Genomic DNA, 16,099 nt, shown 5'->3' on the forward strand with positions numbered 1-16,099 from the left:
TTGTTGTCGGGGGTCGCTCATCGTCTCTGTTTTCGTTTTCAGCTTTTACCGCGTTTTGCTCCAAGTTAAATATTAATTAGGAGTAAAACTCCATTTGAGTGTATTAGATCGCTCCTGCATTTCAATCACTGACTGAGAAAAGTGTGATAAAGAAGGTGAAATGCTGAACAGGGAAAGATAAGCAGCAGGATGGAGAGGTCACAAGGCGCGCTGAAAAAGGATCAGCGCGATGAAAGCCGGAAAATGCGGCAGGAAATGGTTTTAGCGGGCGCCGTGCTGGCTGATGGCCTGCGTGGTTTTACGTTTGGTTTGCTCCGCCTGCACAGGATCGGCTTTCACCAGCAGCGCGTAAATCAGGTCGAGAACGAACAGTTGCGCGATTTTGGTGCCGATGGAGTCGCCCTGCAATTGACCCTGCTTGTTGCCGTTGATCAGCACGTAATCGGCCATGTCGGTGATGGGAGAACCGACATTATGAGTCAGCGCGACGGTGGCCGCACCGGCTTCTTTCGCCAGTTTCAGCGCATGTACCGTTTCGGCGGAGGTGCCGGAATGGCTGATGCCGATGGCGACATCGCCGGGCTTCATCAGAGAAGCCTGCATGTACATAAAGTGATTGTTGGTCGCTGCGTCAACACGCAGTCCGATACGCATCAGCTTGCTTTTCGCGTCTTCAGCGGTAATGCCTGAAGAGCCCAGCCCGAAAATACAAATCCGGTCGGCGGGGCGCATCAGCTTCACCACCTGTTCAACGTTTTCCAGCGACAGCAGATTGATGGTTTCGGTCAGCACGTTATTGATCGCTGACTGCAATCTTCCGGCAATCGCCTGCGGGCTGTCGGCGTCCTGAACATCGGCGTCCAGCAGGCTTTCTTCGGGATCCGGACGCGTCGCCACTTCGATCGCCAGATCCATTTTGAAATCCTGAAACCCTTTGTAACCCAGCGTGCGGCAGAAGCGGATAATCGTGGCTTCACCGGCCTGCGTGAGGGTGGAAAGTTCAGCGAGGGAAAGTTGCGTGACTTTGGAAGGTTCGGCCTGAATATAAACCGCAATGCGCTGCGCGGAGCGGGTCAGGCTGTTTTGCATCGCCCCCAGAGCATCAAGAATTTTACCTGGTTTGAAATGTTGAGCACCCGTTTTCACGTGGACACCTCGGGGGAAAGAGTGACAGAAACAATGATTTAACCGGTGCACATCATTACATAGTTGGCTGACTCCGTGAAGCCTGATTACCGCCGCACAGGGCTACAATGTGGCTCTGGCCCATAATGCTGCACCGATTAAACCGCTGTCCTGCCGGTGATGCGCAGAGCGCAGCGCAACCCGGTAAATCGCCGGTAACTGGTTAAGCGCATGCGCCACTTTTTCCCGATACCCCTCTGCCAGCCCGACGCTGCCGCCCATCATGACGACGTCCAGATCCAGCGAAATATGCATATCTGCCAGCATTGACGCAACGGCGGCCGCTGAACGGCTGATCACCCGTTGCGCGTCGCCATTTCCCGCGCGGGCGCGTTCGAAAACCTGTTCCGCGCCCAGCGGTCTCGCATTCTCCATCATCGCATGGCCGATGGCGGTACCCGATGCGACGCTTTCGACACAACCGCGACGCCCGCAGCCGCACAGCCCGCCTTGCGGATCAAACGCGGTATGGCCGATGTGCCCGGCCAGCCCGTTGCGGCCGGTTAATAATTTTCTGTTCCAGATAATTCCGCCGCCCACACCGGTTGAGACGGTGACAAACAGTGCGTTATCGCAGGTTTCCTGCACGGCCTGATATTCCGCCCACGCCGCAGCCTGTCCGTCATTGAGTACCACATTCGGTAAATCCGCTACGGCACGGAGGCAGTCTTGTAAAGGAAACCCTGACAGCCCGCCGAGATTCCTCGGGTTCAGCGCAGTCAGCCGCCCCTGACTGATGATGCCGGTCGAGGCAACGGCAATCAGATCGACCCGGTTACGCCACGGGGTAATCAGCTTTTCCAGCGCGCCGGCTAACCCGGCGGCATCACCGTGGGGCGTGGCGATCTGCTGACGTTCCGACAGCGTGCCGTCTTGCGCCACCATGGCCGCCGCAATTTTTGTCCCGCCAATATCCAGTGCTAACACGTTTCCCATCTGCGTTTTCCTCATAAAACTGAATGCCGGTCACTAACATGAAGCGGTAACGGCGATTTGCGTCATTGCGCCCTGAGAACAAAAGATCTACCATGATTGGAGTTATACTTCATTTAATATTTAATATTGGAGTTTTGAGTTCATGGTAAAGACAAACGTGCGCAACATGAATGATCTCCTGACCCTGCTGGACAAAGGGCTGATCGTTTCCTGCCAGCCGGTGCCCGGCAGTGCCATGGACAAACCGGAAATCGTCGCCGCGATGGCGTGTGCGGCGCTCGACGGCGGGGCGGTGGCGCTGCGTATTGAAGGCATCCGCAACATTGAAGCGGTGCGCCGGGCCACGGATGCGCCGGTTATCGGCATCATCAAACGTGACCTGCCGGATTCTGACGTGCGGATCACGCCCTGGCTGGAAGATGTTGACGCGCTGAGCGCCGCCGGAGCCGACATTATTGCTTTTGACGTCACACAGCGTTTTCGCCCCGTGCCGGTTGAGGCGTTGTATCAGCGCGCCCGCGAAGCCGGATGCCTGACGATGGCCGACGCATCATGTCTCGAAGATGGTCTTCTGGCGCAAAAACTGGGCTGTGATTTTATCGGCACCACGCTCTCGGGCTATACCCAAACGCCGGTGCCCGAAGCACCGGATATTGCGCTGGTCCGCGCACTGGCGCAGGCCGGATGCCGGGTGATTGCCGAAGGTCGTTATAACTCCCCCGCGCTGGCCGCTGAAGTAATGGCAGCGGGCGCTTACGCCGTTACCGTCGGTTCTGCCGTGACGCGTATCGAACATATTTGCGGCTGGTTTTGTAAAGCCATTGCGCAAAATGAACAGAACAAACTGACCGGTTTCTGAGAAAACGGACTGATTCCCTTAACTTCCCATTGATGAGAAAGCACATGAAAAAATTAACAGGTCTGATTGCTGCTCCACACACGCCATTTGATGCGCAGGGTGAGGTGAATTTTCCGGTCATCGATCAGATAGCGGAACATCTGGTGAACGATGGCGTGAAGGGCGTTTACGTCTGCGGAACCACCGGTGAAGGTATTCACTGTTCAGTTGAAGAACGCAAAAAAATCGCCGAACGTTGGGTAAAAGCGGCGCAGGGAAAATTAAGCATTACGCTGCACACCGGCGCACTCAGTATTAAAGACGCAGTGGAATTATCGCGTCACGCCGAATCGCTGGACATTTTTGCAACGTCGGTGATCGGGCCGTGCTTCTTTAAACCGGCAAACGTGGATGACCTGATTGATTACTGTCAGGCGATAGCATCGGCGGCACCGTCGAAAGGTTTCTATTATTACCATTCCGGCATGTCTGGCGTGAATCTGGATATGGAACAGTTCCTGATCAAAGGCGGATCCAAAATCCCGAACCTGTCCGGCATTAAATTCAACAGCGCAGATTTGTATGAATTCCAGCGCTGCCAGCGTGTGAGTGGCGGTAAATTCGATATCCCGTTTGGCGTGGACGAACACCTCCCCGGCGGTCTGGCTGTCGGTGCCATCGGCGCAGTCGGCAGCACCTATAACTACGCCGCGCCGCTGTTCCATAAAATCATTGATGACTTTAACGCCGGAAATCAGACCGCCGTCCGTCAGGGCATGGATCGCGTTGTAGCCCTGATCCGCGTACTGGTGGAATTCGGCGGTGTCGCCGCAGGCAAAGCCGCGATGAAACTGCACGGCATCGACGCCGGCAACCCGCGCCTTCCGCTGCGCGCACTGACCCGGGAACAAAAACAAACCGTCGAAAACCGCATGCGTGATGCATTGAGTTTATAAAAAATAAGAAAGGACATGACCCACCAGCGATCTAAAAATGGCGCGCTCAAAACCCTGCTGAGCGGAGCGGCTTCGAGACCTATGGCTTGAAGACCGGGCGAAGGAAGCACGCAGTGCCTGGATTTGCGCCACCTGCAAATTTGCCAGAACATGTCCGTCGTCCCGGCGATAGCACGTAGTTTAAGAGCCGGAGATTCTAAAGAGGCGCGGCGGCTGGCGCCTCTTTAGGCCAGATTGGGTGGCAACCCGGGGTCTTGACTTAAGACCCGATCCTCCCCATCACCGATGCCCCCACCAGCCCGCCAGCTGTCAGAAATTTCCCCGGTACCAGCAGTGTCTCCGCATAATTATGTAAAACACCTTTACGCACAGCCTGATCCAGCGCCGCAATCAGCGCCGTCGCAGACGCCAGGCCGCCGCCCGCGACAATCCGTGAAGGGCCGAGAATATTCACCAGCAGCGCCAGCGGTTCGGATACGATTTGCAGCCAGGCGTTTACCGTCAGCCCGCAGGACGCATTACCGGTTTGCCAGCCGCTGACGATCTCCAGACTGGTTTTATCCTGCTGATGGAAATGCTTATGCAGGCGCTCAAGGCCGCGCGCGGCACCCAGCATGTCGAGGCAACCGGTCTGACCGCAGCCGCATTTGAGACGCGGAACGGCGTAGGTTTCTCCGTCAATCATGACTTCGGTGCGCGTGATAGCGCCGTGTCCCCATTCGCCGGTGACGCCACCGTGGCCGCGAACCAGATGGCCGTTAATCACCACGCCGCCGCCGACGCCGGTACCCAGAATAATGGCCACAACCACCGCATGATTTTGCGCGTTTCCGGCGTGGGCTTCGGCCAGTGCAAAACAGTCCGCGTCGTTGGCGGCGGTGACCGGGCGGTTCAGCGCCGCGCTCAAATCTTTCGCCAGCGAGCGTCCGGTGAAGGCCGGAATATTGGTCGCCAGCAATTCGCCGGTTTGCGGAGAAACCAGCCCGGCAGTGGAGATCGCCAGCGGGGTTGATGCGGGTAAATCACCGCCAAACTGCGTAATGAAGTTTTGCATCGCCGTCACGAAATCATCCCACGACGAAACGGGTGTCGGCACTTTGCCGCATTCTTCCACTTCGCCGGAAGTGCGTGAAACGCCAAACTTAATAAATGAACCGCCGATATCGGCGCAGAAAACTGCAGAACTCATGAGCGTGTGTCCAGTAAGTCGCGCAGCCCGTCGCCCAGTACGTTAAAACCAAGCACGGTCAGCATAATGGCCAGACCCGGGAACAGCGAAAGGTAAATATTTATGCCGAGGAAGTTACGGCCATCGCTCATCATGGTACCCCATTCCGGCATCGGCGGCTGCACGCCCAGACCCAGAAATGAGAGGCTGGCGGCGGCGAGAATGACGGTGCCCGCGGTCAGCGTCGATTGCACAATGATCGGGCCGATGGCGTTGCGCAGAATGTAATGGACAATAATCCGGTAATTCGACAACCCCAGCGCCTGCGCGGCTTCGACGTATTCCATCTGCTTTAAACCGAGCGTGAGGTTACGGCTCAGACGCGCATAGACCGGAATGGCGAACAGCGAAATGGCGATCAGTAGATTGACCAGCCCGCCGCCGAGAATGCTGACCACCAGAATCGCCAGCACGATGCCCGGAAACGCAAACAGCATGTCCATAAACCACATGATGATCATGTCGGTATAACGACCGGCCATACCGGCAATAATCCCTAACGGAATGCCGATAATCATTGCCAGCCCGACGCTCAGCACCACTTCGACAATGGAAATCCGCGCGCCGTAAATGACGCGGGCAAAGATATCGCGGCCATAATCGTCGGTGCCAAACCAGTGATCGGCGTTCGGCGCGAGCAGGGTATCAATCAGATCCTGTGCATAAGGATCGTGGCGGGCGAGCAGCGGCGCGAATAACCCCATCAGGACGATCAGGCCGACAATCAGGCCGCCGAGCGTCACCGCAGGATGACGCCAGCACCAGCGAAACAACCGCAGCGTCCGCGGTTTGCGACGGGGTAATTGCGTGATAATGGCAGACATTAGTCGAACCTTATTTTTGGATTCAGGAAGGCTATCAGTAATTCACCGAGCAGGTTCATCACCACCACGCCGCAAACGGCCACCAGCGCGACACCCTGGATCACCGGATAATCACGATAGCGCACGGAATCGACCAGCAAACGGCCAATGCCCGGCCAGTTGAAGACGGATTCCGTGACCACCGCGCCACCAATCAGACTGCCGAAATTGAGCGCCACAATGGTGACAATCGGGATCAGTGCGTTGCGAAAGGCATGGCTGCAATAAACCGTGGTGGCGGATAACCCTTTGGCGCGCGCGGTGCGGATGTAATCTTCCGACAATACGTCGAGCATGCTCGAACGTGTCATGCGTGCCATCACGGCCATTGGTAAAACCGCCAGCGTGACCGAGGGCAAAATATAGCTTTTCCACGACGTGGCGCCGAGCAGCGGCAGCCAGCCGAGATTCACCGAAAAGGTATTCATTGCCATCAGACCGAGCCAGAAGTTGGCGACAGACGCACCGGCAATCGCCAGCAACATCACGCCAAAATCCGGCCAGCGGTTGCGGTAAACCGCGCCTATCATGCCCGCCGGAACGCCAATCGCTACCGCCAGAAAATATGACAGCACGGCGAGCATCAGGGTGTACGGCATACGCTCGCCGATTTCCTGCGTCACCGGTTGTTGCGACTGCAACGAGACGCCGAGATTGCCGTGCAGCACGTTAGCGGCAAAATGCAGATATTGCGTGACCAGCGGCTGATCCAGTCCGAGGCGCACGCGCATGGCGTCCACCGCTTCCTGTGTGGCTTCAGGCCCGGCCATCAGGCGTGCCGGATCGCCCGGCAGCGCACGGATGGACACAAAAATCAGCATCGATACCCCGATCAGAATGATCGGGAAAGCGATAAGTTTTTTGGCAAGATAGGCTTTCATCACTCATTTCCACCGTAAATGACGCTGTTATTTTTTCTGTGCGTCTTTGACCACGATCTGGCCGCCCGGAATCATCGTCACGCCGGAAATCCCGGTGCCGGTGGCGTACAAATCATTCTGGTAATACAGCAAGACCTGCGGCGCCTGCTGGTTGATTTCTTTCTGCGCCTCCACGTAAATCGCATTGCGGGTATTTTCATCCAGCGTTGACGCGGCTTTATCTAACATTTCATCGAGTTTCGGATCATTAAAGAAGCCGAGATTTGCGCCGCCCGGTGCAAAGCTTTTGCTGTAATACAGCGGACGAAGTTGCAGATCTGCGCCGTTCGCGCCGGAAGACCATGACGCCAGAATTGCGCCGGTATTATCGGCTTTTTTTCCGGCCTGATCGGCAAACGCGGCTTTGGTCCACACGCCGCTTTCCATAATGCGTACGTCCAGTTTCACGCCAATTTTCGCCCACATGCTTTGCAGCACCTGGCCGATCCGCGCGTCCTGACCTTGCACCGCAATCGACATGCTGAATCCGTCAGCGACACCGGCTTCTTTTAACAGCGCTTTGGCTTTGGCGAGATCCAGAGGATACGGGTTCAGCGTTTTGTCATAACCGGCGGTAACCGGTGCCAGCGGGGAATTCGCCGGTTGCGCGAAGCCGGACATGATGGCGCGCACCAGCCCGTCGCGGTCGGTGGCGTAGTTCAGCGCCTGACGGACGCGAACGTCGCTAAGCGGTTTGAGATCGGTGTTGAGCGCAACCCAGAACACGGCGGCACCCGGACTTTCGTGCAGGCTGAATTTCGGATTGTTTTTCAGTACGCGGGCGAACTGCGGCGGCACCGGGTTGATGACGTCGGTTTCACCGGCCTGCAACGCCATGTTCATGACTGACGGCTCGGCGCTCCACGTCCATTTGATGTCGTCCGGCCCGGCGGCTTTATCACCCCAGTAGCCCGGATATTTTTCTTCCAGCACGAATTCGCCGGTTTTGTACTGCACCATTTTGTACGGGCCGGTGCCGACGGCTTTGCTGTCGAGCGTGCCGGTTTTATCCGCCGCCGGGCTGACCATCAGACACGCGCCGGTGGTGAGTAAATTCAGGAAGGCCGGATACGGTTTTTTCAGTTTGAAGACAACAGTGGATTCGTCGGTTTTGGTCACGCTGTCGAGGAAGGTGCGCAGACGTCCGCTGGCGGCCAGCCCGCGTTTGGTGTCGAGATGGCGGGCGAAGTTGGCGACCACAGCGTCGGCATTAAACGGCGTGCCGTCGTGGAATGTTACACCGCTGCGCAGTTTGAATGTCCAGACCAGACCGCTTTCATCGCTGCTCCATGAGGTGGCGAGCGCGGCTTCCGGTTTCAGCTGAGGCGACATGCGCAGCAGACCTTCGTACATCGGATCCAGCACCGTGCCGGTAAACGTGGCGGTCTGGTTGCCAGGGTCCATGCTGCGCGGCGCTTCGTTTTGCATCACGTTCAGCGTGGCGGCGACAACCGGCAACGAAAACGCGGCGAGAAGGGCGCTGCTCAGCAGTGATAACTGCACGGGACGCCGGATGTAACGGGTAATCTTCATGTTCTGCCCTCTGCGTGAAAAATCGGATTAAGTGGCTCTGGCTACGTCGTTTTATTGCGTTATTCGACAGATCTCATTACAAGACATTTTTTAACAAATAGTTCATATGAAATACTTATATCGAAACATTTAGTTTATTTTGTGAACTAATTGGCATTGATATATCCATTTTTACCGTTTAATGTCAATGCAGATGAGCCAAAACTGAGAGCAGCGAAACGAATATGCTAACAACTTTGCAACGTCAGATATTGGGGGCGGTCAATGCCTCCGGCGGCATCAGCCGCACAGAGCTGGCGCAGCTTTCGGGAATGAGCAAGGCGGCGATAGGCGGCGTGGTTCGCGAGATGATCGACGCCGGTTTTCTGCATGAAGCCGAAACGGTGCCCGGCAGCGGACAGGGAAGGCCGTCGGTGCGCCTTGTGGTTCACCCGGACGGCGCGTGGTTTGCAGGCGTTTCTTTGCTGCAAAATCCGGCGCAGATGGCGCTGATCAATCTGCACGGTGAAATTCTCTCACGGGTGTCATTTGCGGCTGATTCCGACCCGCAGCGGCTGGCAGAAAACATCGCACAGGCGCTGCCGGACTTGCTTGAACCGCATCCTGAAGCGGCCAAAAAAATGGTCGGGCTCGGGGTGACGTTATCGGGCCTGATTGATGAACATCAGTCCACCTGCGTGCAGTCGGCGCTGCTGGGCTGGCGCGATGTGCCGCTGGCGAAGCTGATTGCGCAGGCCACCGGCATGGATGTGGCGATTGAGAACGATGCCAAAGCGCTGGCGGTGAGTGAGAAAAACTTCGGTCAGGCGCGTGATCTGAGCAGTTTTACGCTGGTCAGCCACGGTGCGGGGATCGGCAGCGCGCATTTCATTGCCGGAAAACTGCACCGCGGGCTGCACGGCGGTGCCGGGGAAATTGCCCACTGCACGCTGGAGCTCAACGGTTCGCCGTGCCGCTGCGGAAAGCGCGGTTGTCTGGACACGCTGGCTTCACTCAATGCGATTGCTGAAATGGCCAGATCCGAAGGGCTGGATGCCATCACCATCGGCGGGCTGGAACAACAGGCGATGCAGGGCGTCAGCGCGGCGATCCGCATTTTGCATCGCGCCGGTTCTGCGCTCGGCCTGGCGATATCCCATCTTATTCAGATTAACGACCCGGACATGATCCTGATTGCCCATCAGGACGCGGATTTTTCCGGCCTGTTTGGCACCGTGGTTCAGCAATCTATCGAAGCCAACGTGTTGCCGGGTAACGCCGGGAAAACGCCGGTTCGCACTTTCACCCTAAACGACGACACCTGGGCGCGCGCGGCGGCAAGCATTGCTGCGCACCGCTTTCTTGTCGGCCTGAAGCCAGTCTGAGGAATCATCAACATGCGTATAGCTGTCAGCGGTATTCATATTGAATGCAGCACTTACAACCCCGTTCTCAACGAGGAAAAGGATTTCACTGTTGTTCGTGACGCGCAGCTGCTGGCGTCGCCGCGTTTTCGTTTCCTGCAAGATTATCCGGCGACGTTTTTGCCGACAATCCACGCCCGCGCCATTGCCGGCGGGCCGGTCGCGCGGGCGACTTACGACAAATTCAAAGCGGAAATGCTGGCCGGGCTGGAAGCGCAAAAACCGTTTGATGGCCTCTATCTGGCGATGCACGGCGCGATGTATGTCGAGGGGCTGGAAGATGCGGAAGGCGACTGGATTGCCGCTGCGCGCAAAGCCGTCGGGCCGGACTGCCCGATCAGCGTCAGTTACGATTTGCACGGCAATGTTTCGCAGCGAATTATCGATGCGATTGATATGTTTTCGACGTACCGCACCGCGCCACACATCGACGTGGAAGAAACCATGCGCCGCTCGGTTGCCATGTTAGTGAAACATCTGCAAACCGGCGAAAAACCGACGCTGCTGTGGGTGCCGGTGCCGGTTGTGCTGCCGGGCGAACGCACCAGCACAGAAGATGAACCGGCGAAAAGTTTGTATGCCCGTCTGCCGGAAATGGATGAAGTGGACGGCGTGTGGGACAGTTCGCTGATGGTCGGTTACGTCTGGGCCGATGAACCGCGTGCGACGGCGGCGGTGATCATGACCGGTACTGACCGTGCTGCGCTCGAAGTTCAGGCAACAACTCTGGCGCAGGCTTACTGGGATGCGCGTGAAGATTTCGTGTTCGGTTGTGAAACCGATACGGTGGAAGCCTGCGTGCGCAAAGCGATTGCCTGTGAAACCCGTCCGGTGGTGCTGGCAGATTCCGGCGATAACCCGACCGGCGGCGGCGTCGGTGATCGTGCGGACGTGTTGCAGGAATTGATCAAACAGTATGCGCAAAATGTAGTGGTAGCCGGAATTGCTGACGCGCCTGCGACCGACGCGGCGTTCAACGCCGGTGTGGGATCGGTATTAACGCTGACGCTGGGCGCTTCGCTGGATCACTCCAGCCCGCAGGTGAAAGGCGAGTTTGAGGTGATTTTCCTGCTCGATGCGCTGGCACCGGCTGACCGTCAGGCGGTATTGCGAACTGGCGGCATTGACGTGGTCGTGTCGGCGCGCCGTCGTCCGTATCACAACATCAGCGATTTCACAGTCCTGGAGCTGGATCCGCATACCGCGGATATCGTGGTGGTGAAATCCGGTTATCTGTCGCCGGAGCTGGCGCCGCTTGCCAGCCCGAATCTGATGGCGCTGTCAAACGGCGTGGTCGATCAGTTCGTCGAACGTCTTCCGCGTAACCGCAAGGCGCGTAAAACTTTCCCGTTCGACCGCGATTTCAGCTATGTGCCGCAGGTTCAGCTGTCGGCAAGGAGCAAATAAGATGAACGAGCCGCAAAACCGTCAGCCCGTGCTGAGCGTTAAGCATCTGACCACGTCCTTTCGCGGGGAAGACGACTGGCTGCCGGTGGTGCGCGATTTGTCGTTTGAAGTCTATCCCGGCGAAACGCTGGCGATTGTCGGCGAATCCGGCTCGGGAAAAAGCGTTACATCGCTGTCGGTGATGCGTTTGCTCAAGGCGCAAAGCAGCCAGATTGAAGGAGAAGTACGGCTGAATCAGCGCAGTTTGCTGGCGTTATCGGATAAGGAGATGCGTGATATTCGCGGCAACGAGATGGCGATGATTTTTCAGGAACCAATGACGTCGCTCAATCCGACGTTCAGTATCGGGCGGCAAATCGCCGAAAGCCTGAAACGTCACCGGGGAATGTCCTCTTCTCAGGCACGGGCGGAAACGCTGAAACTGCTGGAGAAGGTGCGCATTCCCAATGCGGCAAAACGGTTTGATGAGTATCCGCATCAGTTTTCCGGCGGGATGCGTCAGCGCGTGATGATTGCCATGGCGCTTGCGCTGAAACCCAAACTGCTGATTGCCGATGAACCGACAACGGCGCTGGACGTGACGATTCAGGGACAGATTTTGGACTTGATCAAAACGTTGCAGGAAGAAGAGGGCATGGCCGTTTTGTTTATCACGCACGATATGGGCGTGGTGGCGGAAATCGCCGACCGGACGCTGGTGATGTACCGCGGCGAAGCGGTGGAAAGCGGGGCGACGGAGGATATTTTCCATCGCCCGCAACATCCTTATACCCGTGCGCTGCTGGCCGCCGTGCCCAAACTCGGATCGATGCGCGGCCGCGACTGGCCGCTGCGTTTCCCGCAAATCAATCTGCAAACCGGTGAGGCGAATACGCCGCAGGAAGTGGCCGGAACGGTCGATGCCGGGCTGACGCCGTTGCTTTCGGTGAAGAATCTGAGCGCGCGTTTTCCCGTATATGGGGGCGTATTCAGCCGTCAGGTCGGCGCGGTTCACGCGGTTGAAAACGTCAGCTTCGAATTATTCCAGGGCGAAACGCTTTCACTGGTCGGGGAATCCGGCTGCGGAAAATCGACGACCGGCCGCGCCGTGACGCGTTTGCTGAAGCCGCACAGCGGCGCGATTAATTTCGACGGTTTTGATGTGATGAATCTGGGTAAACGCGATATTTTGCAAATGCGTCAGCGCATCCAGATGATTTTTCAGGATCCGTTTGCCAGCCTGAATCCGCGTATGCGCATTGGCGACGCGCTGATCGAACCAATGCTGCAACACAAACTGCATAACCGCAGCGATGCGCGGGAAAAAGCGGCGTCGCTGATGCAAAAAGTCGGGTTGTCGCCGGATATGTTGCGTCGCTTTCCGCATGAATTTTCAGGCGGTCAGCGTCAGCGAATTTGTATCGCCCGTGCGCTGACGTTGGATCCCAAAGTGATTGTGGCCGACGAGTCGGTTTCCGCGCTGGATGTGTCGGTGAAAGCGCAGGTGGTTAATCTGCTGCTCGATTTGCAGGAAAGCATGAATCTGTCGTATCTGTTTATTTCGCACGATATGGCGGTGGTGGAACGGGTCAGTCATCGCGTGGCGGTCATGTATCTGGGGGAAATTGTTGAGATCGGCCCGCGTGCGGCGATATTCGATAATCCGCAGCATCCGTATACGCGCAAACTGATGGCGTCAGTGCCGGTGCCGGATCCGTCGCGCAGAATGTTGAAACGGCAGATGCAGGTCGATGAGCTGAAAAGCCCGGTGCGCGATAATGGTTTTATTCCGCCGCAAAGGCAGTATCAGGAAGTATCAGCAGGACATTTTGTTCAGGTTTGAATTGGAATCTGGAAAGGTGCTTTTGGGAGAAGAGACTCAGGGATGAGTCTTGAGATGGTGGTGGGGGAAGGATGACTCGGCCTGCGGCCTCGCCCTTCGGGCCGTTGCTGCGCAACGTTGTCTCGCTTCGCCCGGCTCGAACCTTCGGGTCGAAGATTCTCTATCCTTCCCGGCTTGTGCTTTATTTGATTTTTGGTTTTTACCGGAAGGCAAAGCGAACTGCTTGAGATGGTGGTGGGGGAAGGATTCGAACCTTCGAAGTCGATGACGGCAGATTTACAGTCTGCTCCCTTTGGCCGCTCGGGAACCCCACCACAATTTTCGTGGTCTTTACTCTTTTAAAATCATCATGCGCTACATGGATGATTTCTCGTTACAGCGGTTAGCTGCGAACGGGGCGCATAATACCAAATGAAACGGATGTGTAAAGCGCTGAAAGCGATAAAAAAGTTCGTTTGCGGTTTTTTTGCCCTTAACGGTGCTTCTCTGAGCGAAAAGCACCGTCAGGCGCGCGGATTACAGAATAACGGTGCGGTTACCGTAAACAAATACGCGCTGCGCCAGCACGCGGTATAACGCGCGGCTGAGCACATTTTTCTCAACGTCCCGGCCAGCACGCATCATATCTTCAGCGGTATAGGTGTGATCGACGTTGATAACGTCCTGCATGATGATCGGACCTTCGTCCAGATTGTCATTAACGTAGTGCGCCGTGGCACCAATCAGTTTCACGCCACGCTCGTAAGCCTGATGATACGGACGTGCACCGATAAACGCCGGCAGGAACGAATGGTGAATGTTGATCACCTGATGCGGGTAATGCTGGACGAAACCTGGCGTGAGGACGCGCATGTATTTCGCCAGAACCACATAATCAGGCTGGTATTGATCGATTTGCGCAATCATGGCGCTGTCATGTTGTTCGCGGGTCAGGCCATCGTGGCTGACCAGATGGAACGGAATATCAAAACGCTCAACCAGCGTTTGCAGCGTATCGTGGTTACCGATAACCGCGGCAATTTCCACATCCAGACCGCCGTAAGCCGCTTTCATCAGCAGGTCACCCAGACAATGCGCTTCTTTGGTGACCAGAATCACGATGCGGCGACGCCCGGTGCTGTTGAGTTCACGCACTGAACCGGCAGGCAGCGCGCTGTCCAGATCGGCGAGCAACGTGTTGTCGTTGAAGATCCCTTCCAGCTCGGTACGCATGAAGAAGCGTCCGGTGCGGTGATCCACAAATTCGTTGTTTTGCACGATGTTGAGTTCGTGTTTGTAGCAAATGTTGGTGATTTTGGCGATCAGACCTTTTGCGTCAGGGCAAATAGTGCGTAACACCTTAGTTTGTACGTTCTGTTGCGGCATGAGGGTGTGGATCCTGTCAAATTCTCGTATTAATTAAGCAGCCGGTTTATTTACCGCAGCACTTCTTATATTTTTTACCCGATCCGCACGGGCAGGCGTCATTGCGGCCTGTCTGCGGTTTAATTCCGTCGATATAGTACCAGCGATCTTTCAAACGAAGAAATCGCGAGCGTTCATGGATGAGATGAACTTCTTCATTATCGGGCTCGGTGAAACGCGCCGCAAACTCGACAAAGCCTTCGTTTTCATCACGTCCGTCCTGCGACGCAATAACCTGCAATCCTTGCCAGTGCGTATTGGCGAAGCCTTCCTGTAAACTGCTGCGCCATTGTTCGGGCTGACAGTCCGGATGCCAGGTAGCGATCAGATAACTCGCATTTTGCATTGCATACGCAGTGTACCGTGAACGCATCAAGGCAGACGGGGTGGGCGCCACTTTTGTCTCGGAAAGGTACGGCTGGCAGCATTCTTCATAGGAAAGGTTGCTGCAACAAGGGCAAAGTTGTGACACGGGAACTCCTGAATCGGCTGCCGGTGCGCAGGTTGCGCTATTGAATGCACCAAAGTGATATGTTACCTAACAAACTTGCCGGGTGACAACGCGCTTCCCGGCCGATTCTTCACTATTGCGCAATATTAAGGTCATCAGATGAGCAGAAAAGTCACCATTGGCCTCGCGTTAGGCTCCGGCGCAGCAAAAGGATGGGCACATATCGGTGTGATCAATGCCCTTAAAGACATGGATATCGAAGTCGATGTGGTGGCCGGATGTTCCGTCGGTGCGCTGGTGGGCGCGGCGTATGTCAGTGGCCGGTTACCGTCGATGGAAAGCTGGGTGCGTTCGTTCAGTTACTGGGACGTACTGCGGCTGATGGATTTCTCCTGGAAACGCGGTGGCCTGTTGCGCGGCGAACGTGTGTTTAACGCCGTCGGGCAGATTATCCGCATCACGGATTTCGAAAAGTGTTCGAAGAAATTCGGCGCGGTGGCGACAAATCTGAGCACCGGGCGCGAACTGTGGCTGACCAAAGGGGATTTGCCGGAGGCAGTTCGCGCGTCCTGTAGCATGCCAGGCCTGCTGGCACCGGTATGGCACAACGGTTACTGGCTGGTCGATGGCGCGGTGGTGAATCCGGTGCCAATCTCGCTGACCCGCGCTTTGGGGGCGGATATTGTGATTGCCGTCGATTTGCAGCATGACGCCCATCTGATGCAGCAAGATTTACTGACCGTACAACCTACGGGCGAAGCACTGGATACTGAGAAAGATCTGAGCTGGCGTGACAGAATTCGTCAGCGCCTGACCCGGCCAAACGCGCGAAAACCGAATGTCAGCCCGTCGGCGATGGAGATTATGTCCACCTCCATTCAGGTGCTGGAAAACCGGCTCAAACGTAACCGTATGGCAGGGGATCCGCCGGATGTGCTGATCCAGCCTTATTGTCCGCAAATCTCGACGCTGGATTTTCACCGCGCTGAAGAAGCGATTGAGGCCGGACGCCTCGCCGTTGAAAAGCAAAGAGAGCATTTGCTGCCCCTGATAAAAAATAGACAGTTCTGAATGGTTTAAAATGTGATTGCCGGAATCTGACAATTCTGCCAAGCAGAAACAGGCTTTATGAGCCACTATTAGAATAAGAAAT

14 protein-coding genes, 1 tRNA gene and 1 other RNA gene are annotated in these 16,099 nt (G+C 56.3%); 6 read left to right on the forward strand and 10 right to left on the reverse strand.

The genetic code is table 11. The features are described from left to right. Positions 1-261: 261 nt before the first annotated feature. Positions 262-1,089, reverse strand: coding sequence for a MurR/RpiR family transcriptional regulator (locus GW579_RS01430; protein WP_206738782.1), 828 nt, complete (start codon positions 1,087-1,089; stop codon positions 262-264). Between the two features lie 159 nt (positions 1,090-1,248). Then, positions 1,249-2,121 (reverse strand): N-acetylmannosamine kinase, encoded by an 873-nt coding sequence (locus tag GW579_RS01435; RefSeq protein WP_165057104.1) that lies wholly within the window; start codon positions 2,119-2,121, stop codon positions 1,249-1,251. A 142-nt stretch (positions 2,122-2,263) separates the two neighbouring features. On the opposite strand from GW579_RS01435, the gene GW579_RS01440 reads away from it, so the two are divergent. After that, positions 2,264-2,980, forward strand: coding sequence for an N-acetylmannosamine-6-phosphate 2-epimerase (locus tag GW579_RS01440; protein ID WP_206738742.1), 717 nt, complete (start codon positions 2,264-2,266; stop codon positions 2,978-2,980). Positions 2,981-3,024: 44 nt separating this feature from the next. Then, positions 3,025-3,915 (forward strand): dihydrodipicolinate synthase family protein, encoded by an 891-nt coding sequence (locus GW579_RS01445; protein WP_165057106.1) that lies wholly within the window; start codon positions 3,025-3,027, stop codon positions 3,913-3,915. A gap of 259 nt (positions 3,916-4,174) precedes the next feature. Here the strand turns inward: GW579_RS01445 and GW579_RS01450 are convergent, their stop codons facing one another. Genes GW579_RS01450 through GW579_RS01465 form a run of 4 tightly spaced genes read right to left on the reverse strand, consistent with a single transcriptional unit; the run spans position 4,175 to position 8,459 of the window. Then, on the reverse strand, positions 4,175-5,104 hold the full coding sequence (locus GW579_RS01450) for an ROK family protein (protein WP_165057107.1): 930 nt from the start codon (positions 5,102-5,104) through the stop codon (positions 4,175-4,177). After that, entirely contained in the window at positions 5,101-5,967 is an 867-nt protein-coding gene (locus tag GW579_RS01455; protein WP_165057108.1) for an ABC transporter permease, read from the reverse strand. Before GW579_RS01455 ends, GW579_RS01450 begins: the two co-directional genes overlap by 4 nt. Further along, positions 5,967-6,887, reverse strand: a complete 921-nt coding sequence (locus tag GW579_RS01460; RefSeq protein ID WP_165057109.1) for an ABC transporter permease — start codon at positions 6,885-6,887, stop codon at positions 5,967-5,969. The genes GW579_RS01455 and GW579_RS01460 overlap by 1 nt, the downstream gene beginning before the upstream one ends. Positions 6,888-6,914: 27 nt before the next feature. After that, positions 6,915-8,459 carry an ABC transporter substrate-binding protein gene (locus GW579_RS01465; RefSeq protein ID WP_165057110.1) on the reverse strand — a complete coding sequence of 515 codons (1,545 nt, stop codon included), beginning with the start codon at positions 8,457-8,459 and terminating at the stop codon, positions 6,915-6,917. A gap of 224 nt (positions 8,460-8,683) precedes the next feature. On the opposite strand from GW579_RS01465, the gene GW579_RS01470 reads away from it, so the two are divergent. Genes GW579_RS01470 through GW579_RS01480 form a run of 3 tightly spaced genes read left to right on the forward strand, consistent with a single transcriptional unit; the run spans position 8,684 to position 13,091 of the window. Then, positions 8,684-9,823 (forward strand): ROK family transcriptional regulator, encoded by a 1,140-nt coding sequence (locus GW579_RS01470; RefSeq protein WP_165057111.1) that lies wholly within the window; start codon positions 8,684-8,686, stop codon positions 9,821-9,823. Positions 9,824-9,835: 12 nt separating this feature from the next. Beyond that, a complete protein-coding gene (locus GW579_RS01475; RefSeq protein ID WP_165057112.1) occupies positions 9,836-11,269 on the forward strand; it encodes a M81 family metallopeptidase in 1,434 nt (477 codons plus the stop codon). 1 nt (position 11,270) lies between these two features. After that, positions 11,271-13,091 carry an ABC transporter ATP-binding protein gene (locus tag GW579_RS01480; protein WP_165057113.1) on the forward strand — a complete coding sequence of 607 codons (1,821 nt, stop codon included), beginning with the start codon at positions 11,271-11,273 and terminating at the stop codon, positions 13,089-13,091. A gap of 55 nt (positions 13,092-13,146) precedes the next feature. On the opposite strand, the gene GW579_RS01485 is transcribed toward GW579_RS01480, so the two are convergent. The 4 genes from GW579_RS01485 to GW579_RS01500 form a co-directional block, all read right to left on the reverse strand. Then, positions 13,147-13,276: non-coding RNA, RtT sRNA (locus GW579_RS01485), on the reverse strand. Positions 13,277-13,320: 44 nt separating this feature from the next. Then, positions 13,321-13,405, reverse strand: a tRNA-Tyr gene (locus tag GW579_RS01490). 202 nt (positions 13,406-13,607) lie between these two features. Continuing rightward, positions 13,608-14,456 carry a formyltetrahydrofolate deformylase gene (purU, locus tag GW579_RS01495; protein WP_101076920.1) on the reverse strand — a complete coding sequence of 283 codons (849 nt, stop codon included), beginning with the start codon at positions 14,454-14,456 and terminating at the stop codon, positions 13,608-13,610. Positions 14,457-14,502: 46 nt separating this feature from the next. Beyond that, positions 14,503-14,967, reverse strand: a complete 465-nt coding sequence (locus tag GW579_RS01500; RefSeq protein ID WP_165057114.1) for a YchJ family protein — start codon at positions 14,965-14,967, stop codon at positions 14,503-14,505. 138 nt (positions 14,968-15,105) lie between these two features. Between GW579_RS01500 and rssA the strand changes: the two genes are divergently transcribed. Then, positions 15,106-16,017, forward strand: a complete 912-nt coding sequence (gene rssA, locus GW579_RS01505; protein WP_152325907.1) for a patatin-like phospholipase RssA — start codon at positions 15,106-15,108, stop codon at positions 16,015-16,017. Positions 16,018-16,099 lie beyond the last annotated feature (82 nt).

The sequence above is a fragment of the Rahnella contaminans genome, from assembly GCF_011065485.1.
GTDB classification, from domain to species: Bacteria; Pseudomonadota; Gammaproteobacteria; order Enterobacterales; family Enterobacteriaceae; genus Rahnella; species Rahnella contaminans.